This is a genomic window from Rhodococcus sp. DK176 (assembly GCF_038447315.2).
Lineage (GTDB): Bacteria > Actinomycetota > Actinomycetes > Mycobacteriales > Mycobacteriaceae > Rhodococcus_F > Rhodococcus_F jostii_A.
In genome coordinates this window covers 3,678,528-3,703,442 of the sequence record NZ_CP118321.2, presented here as the reverse complement: position 1 = coordinate 3,703,442, position 24,915 = coordinate 3,678,528, and the positions used below count along the sequence as shown (strand labels likewise).

24 protein-coding genes are annotated in these 24,915 nt (G+C 65.4%); 17 read left to right on the top strand and 7 right to left on the bottom strand.

Annotated elements, in window-relative coordinates; translation table 11 throughout:
- The first annotated feature begins 104 nt into the window (after positions 1 to 104).
- On the top strand, positions 105 to 1,748 hold the full coding sequence (locus PSR88_RS17495; protein ID WP_009476439.1) for a flavin-containing monooxygenase: 1,644 nt from the start codon (positions 105 to 107) through the stop codon (positions 1,746 to 1,748).
- Between the two features lie 28 nt (positions 1,749 to 1,776).
- Positions 1,777 to 2,721, top strand: coding sequence for an alpha/beta hydrolase (locus PSR88_RS17490; protein WP_011596068.1), 945 nt, complete (start codon positions 1,777 to 1,779; stop codon positions 2,719 to 2,721).
- Positions 2,722 to 2,736: 15 nt separating this feature from the next.
- On the opposite strand, the gene PSR88_RS17485 is transcribed toward PSR88_RS17490, so the two are convergent.
- The 3 genes from PSR88_RS17485 to PSR88_RS17475 are packed head-to-tail and all read right to left on the bottom strand — an operon-like array spanning position 2,737 to position 4,961.
- A complete protein-coding gene (locus tag PSR88_RS17485) occupies positions 2,737 to 3,321 on the bottom strand; it encodes a GNAT family N-acetyltransferase (protein ID WP_009476437.1) in 585 nt (194 codons plus the stop codon).
- Positions 3,318 to 4,679, bottom strand: coding sequence for a glycosyltransferase 87 family protein (locus PSR88_RS17480; protein WP_016884859.1), 1,362 nt, complete (start codon positions 4,677 to 4,679; stop codon positions 3,318 to 3,320). Before PSR88_RS17480 ends, PSR88_RS17485 begins: the two co-directional genes overlap by 4 nt.
- Positions 4,680 to 4,739: 60 nt before the next feature.
- Complete coding sequence (locus tag PSR88_RS17475) at positions 4,740 to 4,961, bottom strand: DUF2945 domain-containing protein (RefSeq protein WP_029539770.1); 222 nt, start codon at positions 4,959 to 4,961, stop codon at positions 4,740 to 4,742.
- A 161-nt stretch (positions 4,962 to 5,122) separates the two neighbouring features.
- Between PSR88_RS17475 and rpsF the strand changes: the two genes are divergently transcribed.
- The 9 genes from rpsF to PSR88_RS17430 all read left to right on the top strand — a co-directional run bounded on the left by rpsF (position 5,123) and on the right by PSR88_RS17430 (position 14,741).
- Positions 5,123 to 5,410, top strand: a complete 288-nt coding sequence (gene rpsF / locus PSR88_RS17470) for a 30S ribosomal protein S6 (protein WP_005249677.1) — start codon at positions 5,123 to 5,125, stop codon at positions 5,408 to 5,410.
- 65 nt (positions 5,411 to 5,475) lie between these two features.
- Complete coding sequence (locus PSR88_RS17465) at positions 5,476 to 5,997, top strand: single-stranded DNA-binding protein (protein WP_005249678.1); 522 nt, start codon at positions 5,476 to 5,478, stop codon at positions 5,995 to 5,997.
- A 38-nt stretch (positions 5,998 to 6,035) separates the two neighbouring features.
- A complete protein-coding gene (rpsR, locus tag PSR88_RS17460) occupies positions 6,036 to 6,278 on the top strand; it encodes a 30S ribosomal protein S18 (protein WP_005249686.1) in 243 nt (80 codons plus the stop codon).
- Between the two features lie 17 nt (positions 6,279 to 6,295).
- Positions 6,296 to 6,751, top strand: coding sequence for a 50S ribosomal protein L9 (gene rplI, locus PSR88_RS17455; RefSeq protein ID WP_009476433.1), 456 nt, complete (start codon positions 6,296 to 6,298; stop codon positions 6,749 to 6,751).
- Between the two features lie 574 nt (positions 6,752 to 7,325).
- A complete protein-coding gene (gene dnaB / locus PSR88_RS17450; protein WP_029539771.1) occupies positions 7,326 to 8,717 on the top strand; it encodes a replicative DNA helicase in 1,392 nt (463 codons plus the stop codon).
- 338 nt (positions 8,718 to 9,055) lie between these two features.
- Positions 9,056 to 10,516 carry a glyceraldehyde-3-phosphate dehydrogenase gene (locus PSR88_RS17445; protein WP_016884861.1) on the top strand — a complete coding sequence of 487 codons (1,461 nt, stop codon included), beginning with the start codon at positions 9,056 to 9,058 and terminating at the stop codon, positions 10,514 to 10,516.
- Between the two features lie 577 nt (positions 10,517 to 11,093).
- Complete coding sequence (locus tag PSR88_RS17440) at positions 11,094 to 12,410, top strand: HNH endonuclease signature motif containing protein (protein ID WP_016884862.1); 1,317 nt, start codon at positions 11,094 to 11,096, stop codon at positions 12,408 to 12,410.
- Between the two features lie 1,003 nt (positions 12,411 to 13,413).
- Entirely contained in the window at positions 13,414 to 13,731 is a 318-nt protein-coding gene (locus tag PSR88_RS17435; protein ID WP_011596061.1) for a hypothetical protein, read from the top strand.
- A 71-nt stretch (positions 13,732 to 13,802) separates the two neighbouring features.
- The gene (locus PSR88_RS17430) at positions 13,803 to 14,741 is read left to right on the top strand and encodes an SDR family NAD(P)-dependent oxidoreductase (RefSeq protein WP_016884864.1); all 939 of its coding nucleotides are present in this window, start codon (positions 13,803 to 13,805) and stop codon (positions 14,739 to 14,741) included.
- Between the two features lie 296 nt (positions 14,742 to 15,037).
- On the opposite strand, the gene PSR88_RS17425 is transcribed toward PSR88_RS17430, so the two are convergent.
- A complete protein-coding gene (locus tag PSR88_RS17425; protein ID WP_016884865.1) occupies positions 15,038 to 16,246 on the bottom strand; it encodes a fatty acid desaturase family protein in 1,209 nt (402 codons plus the stop codon).
- Positions 16,247 to 16,422: 176 nt separating this feature from the next.
- On the opposite strand from PSR88_RS17425, the gene PSR88_RS17420 reads away from it, so the two are divergent.
- A complete protein-coding gene (locus tag PSR88_RS17420; RefSeq protein WP_009476423.1) occupies positions 16,423 to 16,776 on the top strand; it encodes a YtxH domain-containing protein in 354 nt (117 codons plus the stop codon).
- Positions 16,777 to 16,998: 222 nt separating this feature from the next.
- Here the strand turns inward: PSR88_RS17420 and PSR88_RS17415 are convergent, their stop codons facing one another.
- Positions 16,999 to 17,448, bottom strand: a complete 450-nt coding sequence (locus PSR88_RS17415; protein WP_011596057.1) for a hypothetical protein — start codon at positions 17,446 to 17,448, stop codon at positions 16,999 to 17,001.
- 192 nt (positions 17,449 to 17,640) lie between these two features.
- On the opposite strand from PSR88_RS17415, the gene PSR88_RS17410 reads away from it, so the two are divergent.
- A complete protein-coding gene (locus PSR88_RS17410; protein WP_016884867.1) occupies positions 17,641 to 19,821 on the top strand; it encodes a catalase in 2,181 nt (726 codons plus the stop codon).
- 282 nt (positions 19,822 to 20,103) lie between these two features.
- Here PSR88_RS17410 and PSR88_RS17405 read toward each other — a convergent pair whose 3' ends face one another.
- Positions 20,104 to 20,775 carry a hypothetical protein gene (locus PSR88_RS17405; RefSeq protein WP_016884868.1) on the bottom strand — a complete coding sequence of 224 codons (672 nt, stop codon included), beginning with the start codon at positions 20,773 to 20,775 and terminating at the stop codon, positions 20,104 to 20,106.
- 64 nt (positions 20,776 to 20,839) lie between these two features.
- On the bottom strand, positions 20,840 to 21,340 hold the full coding sequence (locus PSR88_RS17400) for a hemerythrin domain-containing protein (protein WP_029539774.1): 501 nt from the start codon (positions 21,338 to 21,340) through the stop codon (positions 20,840 to 20,842).
- A gap of 223 nt (positions 21,341 to 21,563) precedes the next feature.
- On the opposite strand from PSR88_RS17400, the gene PSR88_RS17395 reads away from it, so the two are divergent.
- The 4 genes from PSR88_RS17395 to PSR88_RS17380 all read left to right on the top strand — a co-directional run bounded on the left by PSR88_RS17395 (position 21,564) and on the right by PSR88_RS17380 (position 24,859).
- Entirely contained in the window at positions 21,564 to 22,004 is a 441-nt protein-coding gene (locus PSR88_RS17395; protein WP_016884870.1) for a DUF4383 domain-containing protein, read from the top strand.
- 573 nt (positions 22,005 to 22,577) lie between these two features.
- Positions 22,578 to 23,258 (top strand): GAF and ANTAR domain-containing protein, encoded by a 681-nt coding sequence (locus tag PSR88_RS17390; RefSeq protein WP_029539776.1) that lies wholly within the window; start codon positions 22,578 to 22,580, stop codon positions 23,256 to 23,258.
- A gap of 107 nt (positions 23,259 to 23,365) precedes the next feature.
- Positions 23,366 to 23,779: a PAS domain-containing protein gene (locus PSR88_RS17385; protein WP_011596051.1), complete on the top strand. Its 414-nt coding sequence runs from the start codon at positions 23,366 to 23,368 to the stop codon at positions 23,777 to 23,779.
- A gap of 168 nt (positions 23,780 to 23,947) precedes the next feature.
- The gene (locus PSR88_RS17380; RefSeq protein WP_237724215.1) at positions 23,948 to 24,859 is read left to right on the top strand and encodes a hypothetical protein; all 912 of its coding nucleotides are present in this window, start codon (positions 23,948 to 23,950) and stop codon (positions 24,857 to 24,859) included.
- Positions 24,860 to 24,915 lie beyond the last annotated feature (56 nt).

The window sequence follows — 24,915 nt, the reverse complement described above, 5'->3', positions numbered from 1 at the left end:
TTTTACCCGGTGTGGGGGTGATGTGACGTGGGCCATTGTCGTTGGCATACCCCGGTTGCCCGCTCGACTCCAGCCGGAACCCATCGTCCCGAGGAGCCCAACGCATGTCAAAGACCATTTCTGCCGACGTCGACGTCGTCGTCGTGGGTGCCGGATTCGCCGGCCTCTACGCCCTGCGCAAGCTGCGCGACACGATGAAGCTGTCGACACGGGTGTTCGAAGCCGGCTCGGACGTCGGCGGCACCTGGTTCTGGAATCGCTATCCGGGTGCCCGCTGCGACATCGAGAGCGTCCACTATTCGTACTCGTTCGACGAGGATCTGCAGCAGGAATGGCAGTGGAGTGAGCGGTTCGCCGGACAGCCGGAGATCCTCCGCTACCTCGAACACGTCGCCGACCGCTTCGACCTGCGCAAAGACATCACGTTCGACACCCGCGTGGTCGGCGTGCACTGGGACGACGAGAACTCGGTGTGGACGGTCCGCACCGACGACGGCGCCGTCGTGCGCAGCCGGTACTTCATCTCGGGGGCAGGCAACCTGTCGGTGCCGAAGACGCCGGAGTTCGGCGGTATCGACAACTTTCGCGGCGAGGTGCTGCTCACCGGCAACTGGCCACGTGAGGGCGCCGACTTCACCGGCAAGAGGGTGGCCGTGATCGGGACCGGGGCCAGCGGCATCCAGGCCATCCCGTTCATCGCCGAGGACGCCGCCGAACTGGTGGTCTTCCAGCGCACCCCCAACTTCGCGACCCCTCTCGGCAACGGTCCGATGGACCCGAACGAATTGGCGGACATCAAGAGCAACTATGCGGACGTGCGGACCGCGGCCCGCAACCACTTCCTCGGCGTCCCGTTCAATCAGGTGCAGCCGTCCGCGCTCGCCGTCGACGCCGAGGAGCGCCGCCGCACGTTCGACGAGCGCTGGAACGCCGGCGGGTTCCGGTTGTTCATCGACTCCTACCAGGACATCCTGTTCGACAAGAAGGCCAACGACACGATCGCCGACTACATCCGCGACCGGATCCACGAGCGGGTGCAGGACCCGGCGAAGGCCGCGACGCTGGCGCCGACGGGCTACGCGTACGGCACCAAGCGTCCCCCGCTCGAGACCAACTACTACGAGGCGTTCAACCGCGACTCGGTGAGTGTCGTCGACGTGAAGTCCACGCCGATCGACGAGATCACGCCGACTGGAGTCCGGGTCGGTGACCGCGTCTACGAGGTCGACACCATCGTCCTCGCAACCGGATTCGACGCGATGACCGGTCCGTTGATGGCCATGGACATCCGCGGTCGGGGCGGTTTGCCGTTGGCCGAGAAGTGGGAGCACGGACCCAGGACCTACCTCGGCATCATGGTCAACGAGTTCCCCAACCTGTTCCTCATCACGGGACCGCAGTCGCCGTCGGTGCTCTACAACATGCCACTCGCCATCGAGGACCACGTCGACTTCGCGACCGACGCGATCGACTACCTGGACCGACGCGACCTCGACGTCATCGAGCCCACCGCGCAGGCCGAAAGCGATTGGGGTGCCTTGACCAACGAGATCGCCGACCAGACCCTGCTGCCGGAGACGAACTCGTGGTACATGGGCGCGAACATTCCCGGCAAGCCTCGTGCCTGCATGGTCTACCTCGGCGGCGCCCCCACCTACCGGGCGACGTGCGACGAGGTAGTGGCAGGCGGCTACTCCGGTTTCGCGCTCACCCGGGCGGAGGCCCGCGCGGCCTCCACCGTGTCCTGACCCCTACCCCCCACCAAAGGAGACCGAAATGGCACTCGACGCACACGCAGCAGAATTGATCGCCGGACTACAGGCGCAGGGGCTGAAAGCTTTCGAGCACAGCACCGTGGAGGAGGCGCGGGCGGTGGTGGCGACGTTCGCCGGACTGCAGGCGCCGCCCGAACCCGTCGCCCGGGTGGAGGACGCGCACTACGAGAGCGGCGGAGCGCAGATCGCGCTGCGGGTCTACGTGCCGGAGGGCCGGGCACCGCACCCGGTGGTCCTGTACTTCCACGGCGGCGGGTTCGTCGCCGGCGACATCGACGTCGTCGACGAACCGGCGCGGGCGGTCGCGAACGGCGCGGGCGCAATCGTCGTCGCCGCGACGTACCGCCGCGCCCCGGAACACCGGTTCCCGGCCGCCGCCGACGACGCTGCCGCCGCCCTGCAGTGGGTGGCCGACAACGTCGCAAGTTACGGCGGTGACCCCGGCAACGTCGTCGTCATGGGTGACAGCGCCGGCGGCAACCTGGCCGCCGTCACCGCGCTGCGGGCCCGGGACGAGGGCGGACCGCGCCTGCGGGGGCAGGTGCTGATCTACCCGGTGATCGATCCGAACGCGGACCTCCCGTCCCGGCAGGAGTTCGCCGAGGGGTACGTGATCGGCGCCGGGGACCTCGACTGGTTCTGGAGCAACTACCTGTCCTCGCCGGAGGATGCGAAACACCCGTACGCCGTACCGAGTCGCGCCGCCGGTTTCGAGGGGTTGCCGCCGGCCCTCGTGCTCACCACCGAGAACGAGGTGGCCCGCGACGAGGCGGAGGCGTACGCCGAGTCGTTGCGGCAGGCCGGCGTCGATACCGAGGCGATCCGCTTCGACGGGCTGATTCACGGATCGTTCTGGATGTCCGGGGTGGTGCCGCGCAGCGCCGAAATGCGCTCGGCGGTCGTCGAGTTCGTGAAGAGGGTGACGGCCACCGCTCCCGTCGTGTGACGTGACCCGACCGTGTCAGCCCTCGACTCGAGCCTCGAGTCGGGGGCAGATGCGCGGCCACTCCTCGTCGATCATCGAGAACAGTGCGGTGTTGCGCCACGTCCCGTCGCGGCGACGTCGGTGCTTGCGGAGGATTCCCTCGAACTCGGCCCCCAGCTTCGCGATGGCGCCGCGGGAGTGGGCGTTGCGTTCGTCGGTGTGCCATTCGACGCGGACCGCGCCGAGGTCTTCGAACGCCCGCCTCAGCAACAGCAGTTTCGCCTCCGGATTGATGAGCGTGCCCTGCGCGGAACGGGACAACCAGGTGTGCCCGATCGCGAGGCTGCGATTCTTCGGGTCGATCAGATACAGCGACGTCGAGCCGACGATCCTCTCGGTGGTGACGTCGATCTGCGCGTACGCGAGGCGGGTCGGATCCTCGTCGGCGGTGCGGACGAACGCCACCGCGTCGCCGCGGTCGGCGATCGCGGCGGACGTCCAGTGGAAGATGCGGGGGTCGTCGACGGCGTCCACCAGGCCGTCGACATGGTTGTCGCCCAGCGGTTCGAGTCGTACGTGCCGTCCGGTCAGTGTGGGGTGCGCGAACCAGGATTCGCTCATCGCACCGGCTCGGGAGATTTCAGCACCGGCCGTCGGCCGGACTCGGGACCGGTGCGCCCGCGGACGGGCTGATGCCGTTGGGCGGCACGCAGGAACACGAAGAACAGCACCACCAGCAGTCCCGCGCGGCCCCAGACCCCGAACTTCACGAGAACCTCGAACGTCGACGCGTCGGTCTGAGCGGCGAGGGCGCCGAAGTACTTGAAGACGCCGATCCCCATCGACAGGTCGGCCACCAGATACGCCGCGACGAGCCCCCACGGGACGCGCAGCAAGACGAAGAACGGGATCAGCCACAACGTGTACTGCGGCGAATGCACCTTGTGCAGCAGCAGGAATCCGCAGAGCATGGCGGCGCTGACGGCGATCCACGGGTAGGCGCCGTCGCGTTGGAACCGCAGCCAGCCGAGACGCAGGGCGATCGCGAACGCCGCGCACACGAGGAGCGGCGACAGCAGGCTCACCGTCTGGTCGTACGCGGGGAGCGGGACGTCGTCGGCGACCGGCCCGAACAGCGGTCGCAGGCCCCAGTACCAGATGGAGTTGGTGGTGAGGTCGGCCTGACGGTTCTCCTGGAACGTGAACGACGCCCGCCATCCGCTGTAGGAGATGAGGGCGAACGGCAGGTTCACCGCCACGACGGTGGAGATCGCAGCCACCGCGACCATCACCGCGCCGCGCACGTCGTAGCGCCGCCCGGCGGTGCCGTTCCGGGTGAGGACGTAGGCGATCAGCGGCAGCACGAACGCACCCGGATACACCTTCAGGCAGAAGCCGACGGCGAGGAGCACCGCCGCGAGGACGGCTCGGGCACGGAGGGGGATCCGTTCGAGTGTCATGACGAAGATCGCGGCCACCGACGTCGCGACCACCGGCAGTTCCCAGTTGTGGAAGGCGTACAGCACCAGCGGCGGCGTGGCCGACCACAACAGTGCCCACCAGCCGGCTAGACGTCCGAGCATCCACGCCGTGAGCAGGCCGAACGGGGCGAGGATCAGCGCCGAGTGCAGCAGGAAGTCGGCGTCGGTGTGTGAACCGATGCCGCCGAGCCACATCAGCACACCGCTCAGCACCGGGTACTCCACGGTGCCGCCGGTGAGGATGCCGTCGGCGTTGATCCCCCCGGTGACGTACGGGAAGACGTGCAGGTTGACGTCGCGTCCGAGCCACAGGAACTGGATGTCGGAGTAGCAGACCTGCGTGTCCTTGATGCGGTCGAAGATCAGGGATCGCCCGACGCCGTCGAACGGAGCCCCGGCGCACCGCGCCTTCTGCAGGTAGCCGGCGAGCATGGAGAGGCCCGCCAACCCGACGACGAGCGCCGTGATCGGCGACCGCTGCCGAGCTCCGATATGCATGAATCCACATTAGGGTGCGTGGGCCTCCGCGTGCGAAGCGGAACGCCGCGGGTGCGGAGGTCAGTCGCTCGCCCGGCGCAGGGCGTCGGGTTTGTGGACGGCGTCCCGCCCGCTCTTGTCGCTGACGACGCGGTACTGCGGGTCGTCCTCGGACGCCCGCACCGTGCGGCCCGCCGCCTCGGTGTCCTCGGTGATCTCCTCCTCGACCGTCCCCGACGTGGTGGTGCCGTGGGTCTTCCACTCGACCTCGTCGCCCTGTCGGAATTTCTTCTCTTCTGCCATCGCGTCGGCGTACCCCGCGGTTCCCGGTGTCACACCGGCTTGCCTGATTTCGCTGGTCAGGGGCTCGTCGTGTAACCTGCAAAGGTTGCTGACGCAACGACCCTCCTGCCACGGACAGTCCGTGGCCGTTTTCACTAGTCCATAGGAGGTGATGAGGTCTTATGCGTCATTACGAATTGATGGTCATCCTTGACCCCAGCCTGGACGAGCGCACTGTTGCTCCTTCGCTGGATACGTTCCTCAATGTTGTTCGCCAGGACGGCGGCAAGATCGACAAGGTCGATGTCTGGGGTAAGCGTCGTCTCGCCTACGAGATCCTGAAGCACAGCGAAGGCATCTACGCGGTGATCGACATCAGCGCTACTCCCGCCACCGTCGCAGAGCTCGACCGTCAGCTCGGTCTGAACGAGTCGGTGCTGCGTACGAAGGTTCTGCGCCACAACAAGTGATTTCTGTCGGTCACCAGCCCTAGGCTCGTGCCCAACCGAACTCCACATTCTGCAGGAGGAACCATATGGCAGGCGACACCGTCATCACCGTCATCGGAAACTTGACGGCTGATCCGGAGCTTCGATTCACCCCCGCGGGAGCCGCGGTCGCGAACTTCACTGTCGCGTCCACGCCCCGCACCTTCGATCGTCAGACCAATGAATGGAAAGACGGCGAAGCACTGTTTCTGCGTTGCAACATCTGGCGCGAGGCAGCCGAGAACGTCGCGGAGAGCTTGACCCGTGGCTCGCGAGTGATCGTGAGTGGCCGGCTCAAGCAGCGTTCGTACGAAACTCGTGAAGGTGAAAAGCGCACTGTCGTCGAGCTCGAGGTCGACGAGATCGGCCCCTCGCTGAGGTACGCCACGGCCAAGGTCAACAAGGCCAACCGTGGTGGCGGCAGCGGCGGTGGCTTCGGTTCCTCCGGCGGATCGGGCGGCGGACGTCCGCAATCCAACACCGGCGGAGATGATCCGTGGGGCAGCGCGCCGCAGGCGTCCGGCTCCTTCGGAGGCTCTGGTGGCGGGAGCGACGAACCCCCGTTCTGATCCGTACCTGATCGGAACATCCAGAAAAGAGCAAACTAATGCCGAAGCCGCCCTTGCGCGACAAGGTAATGAAGAAGAAGATCTGCATCTTCTGCAAAGAGAAGAACACGCAGATCAACTACAAGGACACGACGCTTCTGCGTAAGTACGTCAGCGACCGCGGCAAGATCCGCGCGCGCCGTGTCACCGGCAACTGCGTCCAGCACCAGCGCGACGTTGCCATTGCCGTCAAGAACTCACGTGAGGTGGCGTTGCTGCCTTACGCCACCGTGGCTCGCTAAGGAAAGGGAGGAAAGACATGAAGCTCATCCTCACCGCTGACGTGGACAACCTCGGTGCGCCTGGCGACACCGTCGAGGTCAAGGACGGCTACGGCCGCAACTACCTGCTGCCCCGCGGCCTGGCCATCGTCGCCACCCGTGGCGCCGAGAAGCAGGTCGAGGGCATCCGTCGTGCGCAGGAAGCCCGCGCCGTGCGCGGACTCGACCACGCCAAGGAGCTCAAGGACGCCATCGAGGGCCTCGAGAACATCTCGCTGTCGGTCAAGACCGCCGGTGACTCGGGCAAGCTCTTCGGTTCGGTTACCGCCGCCGATGTCGCCGGTGCCATCAAGGCCGCCGGTGGACCCGTCGTCGACAAGCGCAACCTGGAGCTGCCGAAGGCTCACATCAAGGCGACCGGCAAGCACGCCATCGTCGTGAACCTGCACCCCGACGTGGTTGCGAAGTTCCACCTGAACGTCGTCGGCGCCTAGTCGACTCGTTTACTCACAGGCCCCCCGGACGCCTCGGCGTGTGGGGGGTCTGTGCTTGTCGATTCCGGCTCACAGCCGCCCTCTCGAGGCCGGTTTCACCGGTGTGAAGCACGCAGGGGAGCGGCTTCCAGCTGTGTCTGGAAGTTAGCCGCCCCGCCGGCGATCTGTGAGGTGAATCATATTGCCACGCAGGGGGCGACCAACTCAACACGCCCGAGTCGTCAACGTGAAAGACACGCCGAACGGGTTTTCATCCACAGTGGTGAGAAACCAAAAAACGGCTCTGATCTGGGTTTTTGGGATTGTGATATGCACTTATCCTCAGGTTATCCCCATGGGGTTAACAAAGATGCCCAGCGGTTTACACAATTTATCCCCAACTGTGTACACAGGCTGGTTTGAACACCGGGTAGCTAATCCCTAACGTCGTCCCGGCGTGTCTCGCGATCACGACGCCGGCTGCCGCGAAGAGCCTGCGAAGGTTGTCGGTAGGGGCGAGTACAAAGAGTTCGGGGCACCAACGCCGGGAAGCATTTTCCGGGGTGGCGCAACAGTGATGGGGAAGGTCGGTCGAGTGGCTGTAGTAGACGATCGGGGCCGTTCCGAATACCCGGGTCCGCCTGACGCGGAGCCCGGCGAAGAGTTCGGCCGGCAGCCACCTCAGGACATGGCGGCGGAGCAGTCCGTGCTCGGCGGCATGCTCCTCAGCAAGGACGCCATCGCGGACGTGCTCGAGGTGCTCCGTCCCGGCGACTTCTACCGTCCCGCGCACCAGTCGGTGTACGACGTGATCCTGGACCTCTACAGCCGCGGTGAGCCCGCCGACCCGGTCACGGTGTCCGCGGAGCTGGATCGTCGTGGCGAGCTCCGTCGCATCGGTGGAGCGCCTTATCTGGTGACGCTCACCCAGACCGTGCCCACCGCCGCCAACGCCGGCTACTACGCCGAGATCGTGGCGGAGAAGGCCATCCTGCGCCGCCTCGTCGACGCCGGCACCCGCATCGTCCAGTACGGCTACACCGGCGCCGACGGTCAGGACGTCGCCGAGGTCGTCGACCGCGCGCAGGCCGAGATCTTCGAGGTCACCGAACGCCGCACCACCGAGGACTTCGTCCCCCTCGAGGAGCTCCTGCAGCCCACGATGGACGAGATCGACTCCATCGCCAGCCGCGGCGGCATCTCCCTCGGTGTGCCCACCGGCTTCGTCGAACTCGACGAGATCACCAACGGCCTCCACCCCGGCCAGATGATCATCGTCGCGGCCCGACCCGGTGTGGGTAAGTCCACACTCGGAATGGATTTTTTGCGCTCCTGCTCCGTGAAGCACGGCATGGCCAGCGTCATGTTCTCGCTCGAGATGAGCAAGACCGAGATCGTCATGCGTCTGCTGTCGGCGGAGGCGAAGATCAAGCTCGGCGACATGCGCTCCGGCAAGATGACCGACGACGACTGGACGAAGCTCGCTCGACGTATGAGTGAGATCAGTGAAGCGCCGCTGTTCATCGACGACTCCCCCAACCTCACGATGATGGAGATCCGCGCAAAAGCCCGGCGGCTCAAGCAGAAACACGACATCAAGCTGATCGTGATCGACTACCTGCAGCTGATGAGCTCAGGTAAGAAGGTCGAGTCACGTCAGCAGGAAGTCTCCGAGTTCTCCCGTAGCCTCAAGCTTTTGGCGAAGGAACTCGAGGTTCCCGTGGTCGCGATCTGCCAGCTGAACCGTGGTCCCGAGCAGCGACAGGACAAGCGCCCCCAGGTCGCCGACCTTCGTGAGTCGGGATCGCTCGAGCAGGACGCCGACATGGTGATCCTGCTCTACCGCCCCGACGCCACCGAACGCGACGACCCCCGCGGCGGTGAGGCCGACCTCATCCTCGGCAAGCACCGTAACGGCCCGACCGCGACAATCACGGTGGCGCACCAGCTTCACCTGTCCAAGTTCGTCGACATGGCGCGGGGCTAGTACCGCCGCCGCCGCCGACGGCAGCAGCAGCTTGCCTGCTTGCTGCCGCCGCCCCTCCCACCTCCTACCCTCGGCCTGTTGTCTGACGGTTACCGCTCGGGCAACTCGTCGGTCGTCAGACCTGCGAGATGGCCGGATTCTCGTCCCGCCGGACGTTTCGGCGACCGGCTTGTCGGCCCGACGAAACGCTTCCATATGATGAGTGCGTCGGGCGCGCCGGTGTCCGCGAGTCGCGAAACCGGGTCCGGTGATCCAGGTCACCGCTGGTGGAACGGTGTGCGCTCGCCGGCAACCCACCTAAGGACACGCCACATGAGCCGGGAAGGCAGACAAGCGCAGTGAGCACAGTGGAACTGGCCCAGTGGAACTCCGAGGAAGCTCTCGCGGAGGCGATGATCCCGATCATCGGCGGCCTGCACCGCAGACGCTCGGTGACCATTCTGCTTCACAGTCGCTCCCTGGTGAACAAGTCGGTCATCAGTATCCTGCGGACCCATCGTTTCGCCCGGCAGATCAGCGGCGATGAACTGTCGGTCGAGGAGACGTTCCCCTTCCTCGAAGCGCTGACTCACCTCAATCTTCGGCCCTCGAAGATCGACCTCGGACTGCTGGTGATGGCCTATCGCGCCAACGGTGACGGAGCATCGGTCCCAGAGTTCGTTGCACGGAGCCTCGCCGACCTGGTCGGCGGCGCCCAGACGAGTCCCGCGCAGCCGCAGGACGTGATCCTGTACGGATTCGGGCGAATCGGTCGCCTCGTCGCTCGACTGCTTATCGAGAAGGCCGGCTCGGGCAATGGGCTGAACCTGCGTGCCGTGGTGGTCCGCAAGGGTGGCAGCGACGATCTGACCAAGCGCGCATCGTTGCTGCGCCGTGACTCCGTCCACGGGCAGTTCAACGGCACGATCAAGGTCGACACCGACAACAACACGCTGATCGCCAACGGCAACGTCATCAAGTTCATCTACAGCAACGACCCGGAGAGCCTCGACTACACCGAGCATGGCATCGACAACGCCATCCTGATCGACAACACCGGAATCTGGCGCGACCGCGACGGACTGTCGAAGCACCTCCGCCCCGGAGTCGCGAAGGTGGTGCTCACCGCGCCCGGCAAGGGAAACGTCCCGAACATCGTGCACGGCGTCAATCACCGCGACCTCGACCCGAACGAGCAGATCGTGTCGTGCGCGTCCTGCACCACCAATGCCATCGTCCCGCCGCTGAAGACCATGGACGACGAATTCGGTGTGTCTCGAGGCCACGTCGAGACCGTGCACTCGTTCACCAACGACCAGAACCTCTTGGACAACTATCACAAGGCCGACCGTCGTGGTCGTTCGGCGCCGTTCAACCTCGTGCTCACCGAGACCGGCGCCGCGTCGGCGGTCGCCAAGGCGCTCCCCGAGCTGAAGGCCAAGATCACTGGCAACTCGATCCGCGTTCCCACTCCGGACGTATCCGTCGCCATCCTCCACCTTCAGCTGGGTCGTGAGACCACCAGGGAGGAGGTGCTCGAGCATCTCAGCCAGGAGTCGCTCACCGGAGCGCTGAGCCGGAACCTCGACTACACCGCTGCAACCGATGCCGTGTCCAGTGACTTCATCGGTTCGCGCGCCGCGTGCATCGTCGACGCGAACGCGACGATCGTCGACGGCGACACCGCCATCCTCTACGTCTGGTATGACAACGAGTTCGGATACTCGTGCCAGGTGGTGCGCACTGTCCAGTACCTGTCCGGTGTGGAGTACCCCATCTACCCCGCGGTCGACGCCGCCGATGCGATGTCCGTGGGCTGACCGGCGCCACCGTAGGTTCACGACGCCCGGGCCGAGCAGTGGCTGCTCTCCCGGGCGTCGTCGCGTATTCGGTGGGCCTCGCCGCTGAAAGCTCATCGTTCGTAACCGGGTGGAGGCGGCAGTGAGCGGAGTCGCAGAAAGGGGACATCTTCCCGCGGAAACTCCGAGACAAGTGTCGTGGAAGATCTCGAAATTCCCAGGTCGAGCGGACAAGTGAGTCCGGAACCTACACCGATCCAATCGGCTGCTGCCGCGACCTCGATGCCGGGGCAAGCGTCGGACAGGACGGTTCGTGGCGGCAATCTGATAATGGGGACTGGACGAATCTGTTTGGCATGCGCTACAGCCGTTTTCGCTTACGAATTAGACACCGGCCTGAGACCATGAGTTCCTGGCGCGGTAGGCCGGGTTCGCGGTGGACCTACGCGTGGTGATGGGCGAGACCCGGGTGAGCCGCTGAGGCAAGCACACTCAGCCGTCGGCTGTGATGTCGCGCGCATCCTCGTCCTCCTCGGAGCCCCGATTCCGATGGCTCGAAACCATTGACTCGAAAGTGTGTTCGAACTAGAATTCACGGATGGGGCTCGGGGGAGATGTCCAGGGGGCGTTGTCGGAAGAGATTTTGGCGACCGCGGTCGGTGATGCGTGGCGTCTGGCCGAAGCGGAACTGCTCGAATCGGTCATTCGTATCTCGGAGGAGATTCAAAGACTCGAAGCCCTGCGCGTCAAGCTCGTCGGTGCCGTCGACCACCGCTGCAAGGTTGATGTGCTGGGGTTTCCGAACGCCAAGATGTGGCTGGCCTCCAAGACATTGCTCGAGGTAGGTGCGGCAGGGCGAATCGTGCTGTTGGGCCGAGGCTTGCGTCTCCAACCGGAAATCGCGGACGAGTACTTCGACACCAACATTTCGGCAGAGCACGCAGCGCTGATCATGAAGTTCTGCGAACGGCCACCCAAGGGGATGCCGCTCGAGGCGTTGGATGACTGCCGAAATGCGTTGCTGTTCGCCGCAACCGGCCCTACAGCCAACACGGACGCAGTGCGCGCCGTTATCGCCAGACTGGAACGCACCTTCGAATCCGACGACCCGCCGCCCAGTGAAGACACCGAACTCAACGAATTCCACGCGTCCAAGACACTCAACGGCCGCGTCGCCGTCAAAGGCGACCTGGATGCCGTGACCGGCGAAATGCTGCTCTCGGCTCTCTCCGGACTGTCCAAGCCGCGACCGGCGCAGGACGGCACCAAAGACAGCCGCACGCCCGGACAGCGACGAGCCGACGGGTTCACCGAACTCCTTCGCCGCTACCTCGACTCCGGGATCGCCGGCGAAGAAGGCGGCGAACGGCCACACGTCTCACTTCACGTGAACGTCAAGGATCTCGCCGACCACACTGACTGCAGCGCGCGACAACAGCGCGATGCCTCCGCCACTGACGAGTCGCTTTTCGCCGTCGACGGAGTCGCCTGGACCGAGTGGATGGGGCCACTGAGCCTCAGGGTAGCCCGGCTCCTCAGCTGCGATTCGATCTACACGCCGATCGTGCTCGACGAGAACGGGGCGCCACTCGACCTCGGTATTTCCACTCGAACAGTGACCAAGAGGCAGCGAAAAGCGTTGGTGGCGAGGGATCGAGGATGCGCGTTCCCCGGGTGTGGTGCGCCGCCATCATGGTGCGAGGGTCACCACATCGTTCACTGGTCCGTCGGGGGACCCTCCGACATGGGAAACCTGGTCCTGCTCTGCGGATTCCACCACCGACTCCTCCACCACAGTGAGTGGGAAGTAGAGATGGGAACCGATCGGCACCCCACGTTCATCCCACCGCGGCAGGTCGACTGGGAACGGAAGCCGATACCGGCACACAACCAGGCACGGCCCCGAGCATCCTGACCGCCCCGCAAAGCGCACACTGCCGACTCTGCAACAGGCCGATTCCTGTTGCCGAGCCGGCATGCCGTCGTGGCGGGGTCCTCCAGCCATACGCGAGTACTGGATCGGTGGCGGCTGCAACAGCCAACTCCGGCGCGATCGGACCGCAGATAACTGCCATGCGGCCCGCGGTGTGCCCGCCCCGACACGCGGGGAAGGCACGGAACTGTCGGCGCATACCCATTAAGGTCCGGAAGACACGGCAATCGGGCACCCCGCGGCGCTCGCCGGAAGGAACGCGAATGTACGAGGTCAAGGCACCCACCTCGCGAATGTGAGGAAACGATGGCGTGTGAGATCTATCCGGAGGTGTTCGTCGTCAAGGGTCGCGACGTGCTCTCGACATATGCGGGACCAGCCAATGGTCACTGTCCCTGCGGCCCCCTGTCTCTGGACGTCGATGCCGTCTTCGGGATCGACGAAACCCAGCTGACGCGCGCTGTCCATTGGGCTACTTCGATCTATCGGCCGCTGACGACGAGACCACTCGGATACTCACGACTCCCGGGTTCGGTTTCCCGCTCGCGGCGTGTGGACTCTGGCAGCAAAAGCAGGCGGATACCCACTTCTGACGACATGTCTGCCCTCCGCAAATAAAACAAACCAATCGGCCCGTTTTCTGGTAACGTCTCGGCCGTCATGGTGGTCACATGGCAACGCGGACGCCTCGGGCACACGAGTCGGTTCACGCGAGGGGTGGGGTGCAGGTGTAGCCCGAGCTGCTGGTTGGGCGGCACCTGCACCCAGCGTCGCCGGACTCGACGCGCGCCGGCCATCAAGTCGAGTCGAGCGCTCGGTCGGCCCCGGTGTCCCTTGCTCGCGGTGTCGAAGGCCGCCTACCCGAGTGACGCACGTCACAGCTATCCCGGGTTCTGCCGGTGTAACGCTCCCGGCCCTCCCCGACACCGTTCGAATAGCCGCAGACGCTGGGCCCGCGGCACTCGGATGAGGAACACCTACCGCCATGAGCACCACACAGCTCCACTCGATCACCCACTCCGCCACCAGCACCTCCTCCTGGAAGCGACTGGCTGCCGTCGCCGCCGCGACCGCGGCACTCGGCCTCGTCCCGGTCGGTGCCGCCAACGCCACCATCGCACCGCCGAACGCCGCGCAGCCGGTTGCCGCCGCAGTCACCCACGACAGCCCGCTCGACCGCGACAACGACATGCAGGAGCAACGCCAGCACGACCGTCAGCGTGACCAGCGGCAGGACCGCCGCGCCGAAACCATCGTGCTCGACCAGATCCTGGTCGGCTGGAACAGCAGCAACCAGATGTAGAGCGGCGACTTGCCTGGGCCGTCCACGCAACCCGAACCCTCACGCCAGCCGCCGAACAAGGACAGCTACCAATGACACAGCACCGCATCACCAGTCCCTTCGGCGCGGCCTCGACCGCCGCCGAGGTCCTCGAAGGAATAGACCTGCGCGGCAAGCGCAGCATCGTCACGGGCGCCTCGTCCGGCATCGGCCTCGAGACCGCTCGCGCGCTCGCGACTGCCGGCGCGGACGTCACCATCGCCGTCCGAAACCCGGACGCCGGCCGCGGCGTCGCCGACGACATCAACACCGCCCTCGGTCAGGAACGTGTCGCAGTCCGGACGCTCGATCTCGCCGATCTCAGCTCAGTTCACCGCTTCGCCGAACAATGGGGCAGCACTGCACTCGACGTGCTGATCAACAACGCCGGAATCATGGCCACCCCGCTCGGCCGAACGAGGTCCGGATGGGAATCGCAGTTCGCGACCAACCACCTCGGTCACTTCGCGCTGGCGAACGCCCTTCACGACGCGCTCGCACACGCCAACGGTGCGCGAATCGTGTCCCTGAGTTCCCGCGGACACCTGAGCTCCGACATCGTCTTCGACGACATCAACTTCGACAACCGCGAGTACGACCCGTGGCTTGCATACGGGCAATCCAAAACCGCGAATGTGTTGTTCGCAGTCGAGGCGACCCGCCGCCGGGCACACGACGGAATCACGGCAAACGCGCTGCATCCCGGCGGGATCTGGACCAACTTGACCCGACATCTGCCCGAGAACGTGTACAACAGCCTGCGCGCGGACCCCACCGCCGAGTACAAGTCACCACAGCAGGGAGCGGCGACATCCGTGTTCGTCGCCACGTCACCCCTCCTCCGCGGCATCGGGGGACGCTACTTCGAAGACAGCAATCACGCCGTCCGTTACGTGGGCGGACCCGAGCGAGTCGGAGTCGCCGACTACGCCCTCAACCCTGAATCGGCGCAACGACTCTGGACGCTGTCCCTCGCAGCAGTCGACGGGTAGACCGCCCTCGAGGAGGTTCCGCACACCCACCCACCTGTTCGACAAATCCCGAGTATCCGCGTCGTCATGACGACCACCGACTCCAACCTGTGGGGCGGAAACTCAGGCCACACCTACACCTACACCCTCACCCGCCGGCCCGGCGGGACGACCGACGTCGACGCCGCCGTGGTCCGTGACGGCAAGAACATTCGAGGAAACGCGCAACGCCACTCCGAAGACGGCGGACAACACCTAGGCGCACACTGGGCGCCGGCGAGAACCGCAGCCGGCGTTCGAGTTACACCCCAACGATGTCAGATTCCCGCACGAGCGCGAAGCGCGGTCAACAACCCGCGGCGCTTACCCGTAACCGGATCGACCTGCGGGCGCGGGTCGATGAACTTGCGTTCCGACGCCGTCTCAGGGGCGTCGTCGGCGGTGGCGGTGAGGAATTTGTTCGGCAGCGCCAGCTTGGCGATGGTCCGCCACGATTCGAAGTACTGCTCCGGCAGCGAACCCGTGGTGTAGGGCAGATCGTATTTCTGGGCCAGCGCCTGCACCCGTACGGAGATCTCCCGCAGGCGGTTGCTCGGCAGGTCCGGGAACAGGTGATGCTCGATCTGGTAGCACAGGTTGCCGCTCATGAACTCCATGACCGGGCCGGCCTCGAAGTTCGCGCTACCCAGCATCTGCCGCAGGTACCACTGTCCTCGTGTCTCGTTCTCGAGGTCCTTCGTTGTGAATTTCTCGGCGCCGTCCGGGAAATGACCGCAGAAGATCACGGCGTTCGTCCATACGTTGCGGATCACGTTCGCCGTCAGATTGGCTGTGAATGTCGTCAGGAAGGCCGGACCGGTGAGCGCCGGGTAGACGACGTAGTCCTTACGCACCTGGCGGCCGACCTTCTCGAGCACCTCGCGGCACCTACGCTCGAACTCCTCACGATCGACACCGCCCATTGCCACCTTGCCGAGTTCGAGGTGCTGGAGGGCAACGCCGTACTCGAAGAACAACTGCAGCAACAGGTTGTAGACCGGGTTGCCGACGCTCAACGGCGTCCACTGCTGGTCGCGAGTCACACGCAGCATGCCGTAGCCCACGTCGTCATCCATCCCCAGCACATTCGTGTACTTGTGGTGAACGTAGTTGTGGGTCTGCTGCCAATGCTCCGACAGGCCGGCGATGTCCCACTCCCAGAACGACGAGTGGATCTCCGGATCGTTCATCCAATCCCACTGCCCGTGTAGCACGTTGTGACCGAGTTCCATGTTCTCGATGATCTTGGCGGTGCCGAGCATCGCGGTCCCCGCAAGCCACGCCGGCGGAAACAGACTCGCGAACAATATTGCGCGTCCACCGATTTCGAGCGACCGCTGCAAACGGATCGCGTTCTTGATGTACCGGGCATCACTCTCCCCGCGTGAAGCTTCGATGTCTCGCCGGATCGCGTCGAACTCGATCCCGAGCGCTTCTACATCGGCCTCGGTCAGGTGGGTGTACATCTTGACATCCGAAATCGCCATAACGTCACGCTACGGCAAGTTACGGAAGCGTAGGTTACGTGCAGATGAGATGTGAGTTAGTTCGGACCTCCTCGCCGGCGCGGTTTGGGCTCGGCAGTTGAGGGCAAGCTGTCCAGGTGGGCGTTCGGACGATGATTCGGCTGACCGCTCGTGCCACACAACGATCAGGAGATGTCATGCAGAAAGTGTTGATCTTCGCAGCGGGGGCGGCCGCGGGTTTCGTCCTGGGCACTCGGTCCGGCCGACAGACCTACGAGAAGATGAGGCATCAGTCCCTCGAACTTTGGCACAACCCCACCGTGCAGGAGAAGGTGAGCGAGGCGACCGAGACTGTGAAGGACAAGGCGCCACAGGTGCAGCACAAGGTCGGCGAACTGGCGAAGAAGGCTACCCACCGCGGCACCGACACGAGCGCAACGAGCGCCCCTACCAACGGAGTGTCACTGGAGGAAGCTGCGGGCCGCACCCCGACGCCGCCGGCGACCGTTACTTCGCCGACGGACGGCAAGCACGCCCAGGGCCCGAACTGACGGGGTCGGGCCTGCAGCCTGGCGCACCATCGTCTTCGATTGTCAGGGTGACGGGGGCGCCTCCGATGTCGGGTTCAGCCTTGTGACGTTGGGTATTCGGCCATCAGGTGCTGTGATGTTCCGGATCATCAGAGGGCTCAGGCCGCACCGGTTCAGAATCGAGAGCCGGTGCGGCCGCACCGCCGTCGAAACGACAGAAATGCCGTCGGCACCCGCAGTAGCTCACTTCTTGTCTTCGGCTTTGCCGACGCCTCCCTGATGCGCGGGTCCGACTCCGGAGTCGCTGCCCTCGGTCTCGGCGGCCTGTGCGGCGGGTGTCTCCTCGGCTGGTGAGGCCACGGCGCCGCGTGGGGTCTCCCCGGGTTTCGGTGACTGCATTCCGCTGGAGTCCACATGGTCGTCGTGCTCCGGGCGCCCTTCCTTAGTGCTGGTCGTCCGGCCGTCGTACGGCGGTGTGGCCGGCTCCGCATCGCCGGGAGGCAGCGAGCCGCCGGCGGGCGCAGGGTTCGTGCCCGGCTCCCCGGAGGAGGTGACCTCCTCCTGGTCCAGAGAACCCGCCTTACGGTCCGTCTGGCCCGCGCCGGCCTGGTCCGGGCCCGCGTCTCGCGAGCCCTTGGGGCCACGCTCCGACTGCGGTTCCTCATGCAACTGCTTGCCTGATTCGGTACTCATGTTCACTCCTTGCCGGCGCAGCGGAACGCCGGATTCTCACTTTCTTCGTGGTTGACATCTGTTGTAGCTATGCCCTGGGATGCGAACGCGAAACCGCATCTTTCGATTGGGGACAAGTTGTGGCGCTGCGCCAACGCTGATTCGTTTTGCGAACGTTTGGGCACTCCGAGAAGAACGGCCCGTACAGCCACGATGCGGCGCCGATCCCACGGATTTTCAGCGAGGAGCTACGCCGTGCCCAAAAAGAACCCGCCCATCCCCGGAACTCCCGGTTCCGGTACCCCGACGCTCGCCGAGCCCACGGAACCCACCGAGCCGTTGCCCCCGAAGCCGGATCAGCGGGCTCCCGCGCTGGGGAGCGCGACCGGGCAACCCGTCGAAGGCCCGGACACTGCCCGTGGCCAGCAAGGTGAGCACCTCACCACGTCGCAGGGCGCGCGGCTGTACGACACCGACCACTCGCTCAAGGCGGGAACCCGGGGACCGACCCTGCTCCAGGACCACCATCTCCGTGAGAAGATCACGCACTTCGATCACGAGCGGATCCCGGAGCGGGTGGTACACGCGCGCGGCGCGGCTGCCCACGGCGTCTTCCGCGGATACGGTTCCGCCGACCCGATCAGCAAGGCGGCGTTCCTCGGCAAGGACGTCGAGACGCCGGTCTTCGTCCGGTTCTCCACCGTCCTCGGCTCCCGAGGATCGGCCGACGCCGTCCGCGACACCCGAGGGTTCGCGACCAAGTTCTACACCGGCGAAGGCACTTTCGATTTGGTGGGAAACAACATTCCGGTCTTCTTCATTCAGGACGGCATCAAGTTTCCCGACGTCGTCCATGCTGCCAAGCCGCATCCGGATCGCGAGATTCCGCAGGCGCAGAGCGCGCACGACACCTTCTGGGACTTCGTGTCCCTGCACACGGAAGCTACCGCGCACACGTTGTGGAACATGTCCGATCGCGGTATCCCGCGGTCGTATCGGATGATGGAAGGCTTCGGCGTCAACACCTTTCGGATGGTGAACGCGGCGGGCGAGAGTTCGCTCGTGAAGTTCCACTGGAAGCCGAAACTCGGTGTGCACTCGCTGGTGTGGGAAGAAGCTCAGATCGTCAACGGCATGGACCCCGACTATCACCGCCGCGACCTCGCCGACGCGATCGAGTCCGGCGCGTACCCGGAATGGGAGCTGAGCATCCAGGCGTTCCCGGACACCCCGGACCAGACGTTCGAGGGCATCGACCTGCTCGACCCGACCAAGATGGTGCCCGAGGAACTGGCCCCCGTGCAGCCGATCGGGCTGATGACGCTCGACGCGAATCCGACGAACTTCTTCGCCGAGACCGAGCAGGTGGCGTTCCACCCCGGGCACCTCGTACCAGGGATCGACGTCACCGACGACCCGCTACTGCAGGCGCGGTTGTTCTCCTACCTCGACACCCAGATCAGCCGGCTCGGCGGGCCCAACTTCGGGCAGATACCGATCAATCGGCCCCAGGCCGACGTCAACGACATGCTGCGCGACGGTATGCACCAGACGGGAGTCCATCCGGGTGTCGCGCCGTATCGGCCGAATTCGCTCGACGCAGGTTGCCCGTTCCTGGCCGGAGCGGACACGGCGTTCGTCGAGGTGCCGGTGCCGATGCCGGAGTCGACGAAACTGCGCGCCGCCCCCGCGAGTTTCGACGACCACTTCTCGCAGGCAAGACTGTTCTACGCCAGCCTCAGCCCGGTCGAGCAGGCGCACGTCGCGGAGGCCTATACGTTCGAGCTGGGCAAGTGCTATGAGCAGGTGATCAAGGAGCGCGCCCTCGAGGTCGTCGCGAACATCGATCCCGAACTGTGTGAACAGGTGGCCGCGGGTCTCGGACTCCCGGCGCCCGCGCCGACCGTCGCCTACGACGCGGCTCCGACGCCCAGTCCCGCGCTGTCACAGGTCGGTGCCGAGTGGCCGCTGGACGGCCGGATCATCGGCATCGTCGCCGACGACGAGTCGGATCTGTCCGAGGTGGCCGACGCGGTCGAGATGATCGGCAAGAACGGTATGGTGCCGCTCGTCATCGGACCGCACGGTGGCAAATTGGGGTCGGGCAAGGGCGCCGTCCCGGTGTCCCGGACGTTCCTCACGATGCGATCGGTGGAGTTCGACGCCATCCTCGTTGCGGCGCCGGCGTCGGACCCGCGGGTGCAGGTGTTGCTGACCGAAGCGTTCCGGCACTGCAAGGCGATCGGGGGATGGGCCGCCGGTCGCGGCCTCCTCGAAGCGGCCGGAATTTCGGCCGAGGCCCCGGGCATCGTGATCGCCGACGACGCTTCCGCACTGTTCGACGGCCTCACTGCGCTGATGAAGTCCCACCGCGTCTGGGAGCGCCAGGTATGACGTGACCGTGTGAAGTGAATTGTCTGGACGAGGGTCTCGACGCCGCCGATGGTGTCGAGGCCCTCGTCGCCCGACTCTCGTTCGAGACGAAAGCAATTGCGGTGATGCGGGTTACTCTCGCTCGCCCTAGGGTACTTCGATAGTCAGGTCATCGTCGTGTCCGGACGCGACGACGGCTAGGCTCCCCGGTTGAGTCCACAGCCGACGGGGCTGCCAACGAGTGTGGGAGACAACGAGTCACGGCACAACGCACGAGGCGGAGAGATCGCAGACCGGCGGGTTCTACGGGGACGGGTCGCCGCGTCCGTGGCGACTTCCCCGATACGCGCCGACCCGCACCCCGGCGAGCCAGGCGGGGCGCAGCGCCAACCCCGGTGGACAGTGGAGTACCGGGTCGAAGGTGGGTTGGTCGTCGTCCGGCAGTTCCTGCACCCGTGTCAGTTCGACATGCCCACCGGCAACGGCCGGCCCGGTCGCCGAGACGAGGTCCAGACGGAACCTCAGCGGCGCGTCGGTGAGGGCCTGCCTCAACGCGTCCAGTGAGGTCGTCGCCGGATGCGGTCCCACCGGGGCGGCCAGGACCCATCGGGTGTCCGTTCCGTTCGACGAATAGGGCATCAGACTGCTGTACCGGGCACTGCTCCACGCCCGTGCAGGGAGCGGGAGAATCCGAGTCACCACCGAGGTGCCCGAGCTGGCCAGCAGAAGATCCCACTCGGTATCAGGCGGGTCGAGCGGGATCTTCAACGCGAGCCCGAGCACGTCCGGTACTCCTGTCGGAGTTCCCACTCCCCCGGACAGTCTCGCCACCACGTCGATCGGTGTTCCGGTCTTCAGCGTCCACCAGGGGGAGTCGAGTTCGACGTGCCCGGTACCTACCAGGCCACGCGGATGGAAGACCCGGACGCCGCCCCGCAACGCGGCGGCCACCTGAAACGGCCCCCGGACGAACACGGTCCTCGCTGCACCCACAGCGCGTCCGGTCGGATTCACCGTGCCGCCCCTGACACGCTCGCCGCTATTTGATCACCGCGTCGACCGTCTTCTTCAGGGCCGACGGCCGGGCGGGAGACCTCGGTGCCTTGTCTCTGAGCTCCAGCATCCGCGCACCCATCTCCCGAAGTTGTTTACGTCCCAGCGCTTCTCGCACCTTGGGGAACCATTCCTGCTCTTCTTCTTCGATGTGGTGTTCGACGTTCTCGATCAGGACGGTGGTCTTCGCGTCGAACCGCTCGTCGTCGGGCTTCATGGCGGCCAGCTCGACGACCAGCACGTCCGCGACGTGATGCTCTTCGTAGGATTCGAGGATGTCGTCCTCGAGGTCGGGGGCGAGATCGCGCACCTCCGGGTACATGCCCTCGTTCTCGATGTAGGTGTGCACCGTGAGGGCTTCGATGATGTCGTCGACGATGCGACCTTTCTCCACGCGGGCGTTCGGCCCGGCACCGCGGAAGTCACGGAACAGTTTCCGGATCTCCTTGTGGTCGTTCTTCAGGAGCACGATCGCATCAGTGGACATGAGTACCTCACAGTTGGCCGGGACGTGCACGTCGTCCATCGCAACTGATCGCGGGCACGGTGACGTCGTACTTACGCTGTACCCAACCGCGCCGTTCGCTAACACGGCCCGCTGTTCCCGTCACTGTTTCACGGTGGGGTGCAGGGGTACCACTCGGGAACAGATATTCGAGTCCCTACCCTCCGAGAAAGGCACTCCCATGACTCGACCGGCCGCGTCATCAATGACGCGTTCACCACTCCAACTTGCCGCCCTGATCGTCGGTGCGGTCTTTCTCCTGGTAGGAGTCCTCGGCTTCATTCCGGGTGTCACCACCGACTACGACATGCTCACCTTCGCCGGCCACCACTCCGAAGCCAAGCTGCTCGGCGTGTTCGAGGTGTCGATCCTGCACAACATCGTGCACCTGTTGTTCGGTGTTGCCGGTATCGCGCTGTCCCGTCGAGCGGACACGGCGAAGCTGTTCCTCGTCGGCGGCGGAGTCATCTACCTCGTCCTGTGGATCTATGGCCTGCTCATCGACCAGAACAGTGCTGTGAACTTCGTGCCCGTCAACAGCGCCGACAACTGGCTGCATTTCGTACTCGGTGTCGCCATGGTTGCGCTCGGGTTCGTGCTCTCCCGTAACACCGCCACGACCGCGCCACGAGCCGGGAGGCTGTGAGCAACGGACCGTCCTCCGGGTGACCAGACGGCCGTCCTGGGTGGACCGACGGGGGGCGTCGATTCGGTGATTATCCTTCTCGGTGAAGGGTATTCGGCTTCCATGTGCAGCGAGCGCGGACTGAGGGTCTTCCCGCATCGAGCTCGCTCGACGAGGGAGGGGCAATCGGTGATGATTTGCGCGGATGACGGGGTGTGGGAAGCGCGCTGCGATCGGTGCGATCACGGATTCCGCACCGGTACCGGAGATCGGACTGCGGCGGCCGGAGCGGCACAGATCAACGGCTGGGCTTTCACTGAACTCACCTTGTGCCCGGGCTGTGCCACCACCGCATACCACCACGCGCACCGCTGACACGGCGACAGCGGAACGGGTGCCACGGCGTTACGCGCACCGATGCTGCTTCACCCCGATCACCGCGAAAAGACGTGCCGTTCCCTTCAGCGAAACAGCGCCGCACTCCCCGCCAATGGAAAGAACCTGCATTTCCGGTTCGGCCCAGGAGACGGGGTGCTTATGGTGGTGTGGGTGGCTACCTGCAGTCATCCTTTTCGATCGAACCGAGGAGCGGTTATGAGCGATTCCAGCGCCGGGGACCTCAGTCGCACCATGGCCGATCTGGCTCGCAGTCTCTCCGCACCGCGCACCCTTGACGAACGCCTGCGCGCTGTCACCGCCGCAGTGGTCGAGCTGATGCCGCACGAAACGTGCGCGGGCATTCTGCTCATCTCCGGTGGCAAGAAATTCGAGACCGTTGCGCCGACATCCGAGCTGCTCCGAAAGCTCGACCACGCTCAGCAGCAACTCGGGCAAGGACCGTGCGTGGCGGCGGCGCTCAACAACCTCGTGGTGCGAAGCGAGGACTTTCGCTCGGAACCGCGGTGGCCGCAGTTCGCTGCGGCCGCCGTCGATGTGGGGATTCTCAGTTCGATGTCCTTTCAGCTGTATACCTCGGAAGGAAAGATGGGAGCTCTCAACCTGTTTGCGTTCACTCCGAGCGCGTTCGGTCCTGACGAGGAAGTAGCGGGCGAGGTGCTCGCAGCCCATGCCGCGTTGGCGCTGACCGCCGCGCGGACCGAAGAGCAGCTGCGATCAGCGGTAGCCTCACGTGACGTCATCGGGCAGGCGAAGGGAATGCTGATGGAGCGATTCGACATCGACGCGATCCGTGCGTTCGAGCTGCTCAGCAGACTCTCCCAGGAGACTAATACCCGGTTGAGTGTTATCGCGCAGCGGATTACCGAACGTAGTTGAGAACCGGCCACGATTGCGCACTGCTCGGCTTCGAATGTCAGGTCCGTTATTGTGCGGTGGTGCCGCCGGTCGTTGTAAGGAAGACGACGAAGGTTGATGATCGACATATGGACGAGAGACGACGCCCGGACCCGGACACCGCGCTGGGTTACCTCGAGCGGTTACCCGCTCTCGTGTTGCTCGAGCGGTTGCCGGTGCCCGTCCTCGCGGTGCAACACGACGGTGTCGTCGTGTACTCGAACCGGGCGTTCGAGCGGATGCTCGATTATCCACCGAACGAGGTCGGTAACCACTTGATCGGTGATCTGATGCAGACGGCGTCCCCGGGCCCGTCGGCCGTGGCCGAGCTACGGGAGAGCGCCGGGAAACTCGTCGCGTTGACGCATCGAGACGGCTCGACCGTTCGCGCATTCGTCAGCGAGTCGGTGCTCGAGCGTCACGACGACCCCGTCACGCTCGTCTGCTTCCACGACGTCACCGAATTGCTGTGGGATGGTGCTCCCGCAAAGGATTTCGGTTGACGTTCCACACCGGTCACTCGGTCATCCCAACGGTCCGGGACTCGGAGCCCGTCTCAGCCGAGAGCAGTTCCTGATCCAGTGGTCGAATAGCGACGGTGGTGTCGCGTCGGTGCAGTGTTCGGCGCTGAATCCGGTTTCCGCGGATCGACCCGGGGGTACTTGCGATGTATGGGTGCACGAGCGAGAACGGACGGCCGGACGCCGGTCACATCGCGCCGTCGCGGCGCGGTCGGCACGGGCAAGAACACGGGCGCCGGCAGCCTGGCTACGGCCGCCGAAACCAAGCCGAAGGCCCGAGCATCCACGGCGGCGAAAAGGTTCGCGGCGACCGCCACAACCGAGGCGGGGCGGCTGCCGCGCAGGCGTCCGGCCGCCGCGACCTCGACCAGAGCCACCTCGCGGCGCAGCAGCCCACGGAGGGCGGAGCCGACGCCACGACCGAAGCGAACGGACACCGCCGCCGCGTCGGCCTCGGGCACACCCCGTCGGCGGCGCGCCGACGGCGAGGAGTCCTCCGGGCGTGCGCCGGCGCGGGCCACCACCGCGAAGCCGGCGGCCCGCACACATCCCCGAGGTGAGGGGCCGCGCACGTCCGCGCACCCGCGGTCCACCGCACCGACTCGCACAAGCCGACCGGACTCGTCAGCGAAGGACACCGACCGCGGCGGGTCCGCCGACACCACCCCGGGCCTGGTGTCGCGGTCGGTCGAGGCCGCCATCGAATGGCTCAAAACCCACCTTCACCGGCTGCTGGAGGCGGCGCGAGACCGCGGCGCCATGCTGACGGACAAAATCCAACAAAAGATCCAGGAGTGGATCAAAACCCTCGTCGACGAGGTCGCGCACGGCGGGGTGGGCATGCAAGCCGGACTCGAGGGCGTTCGGGCCGCCCTGACGGGCAAGAATCCGGTGTGGGCGGCGATCAAAGGGCTGGCCTCCGGATTGAGCACCAAAGCCAAGATCGCCCTGCTCCTCCTCCTGACCCTCGGACTCCTCCTCGGGCCGGTACTGCTCGTGGTCCTGCTGCTGGCCCTGCTTGTCATGGCGATCGTCGCGGCGGTGCGGGCCGCCGCAGGCTGACCTGATCGACGGGCGGGCAGTACCGATTTCGTGAGCAGGCGGCACACGACGACCGC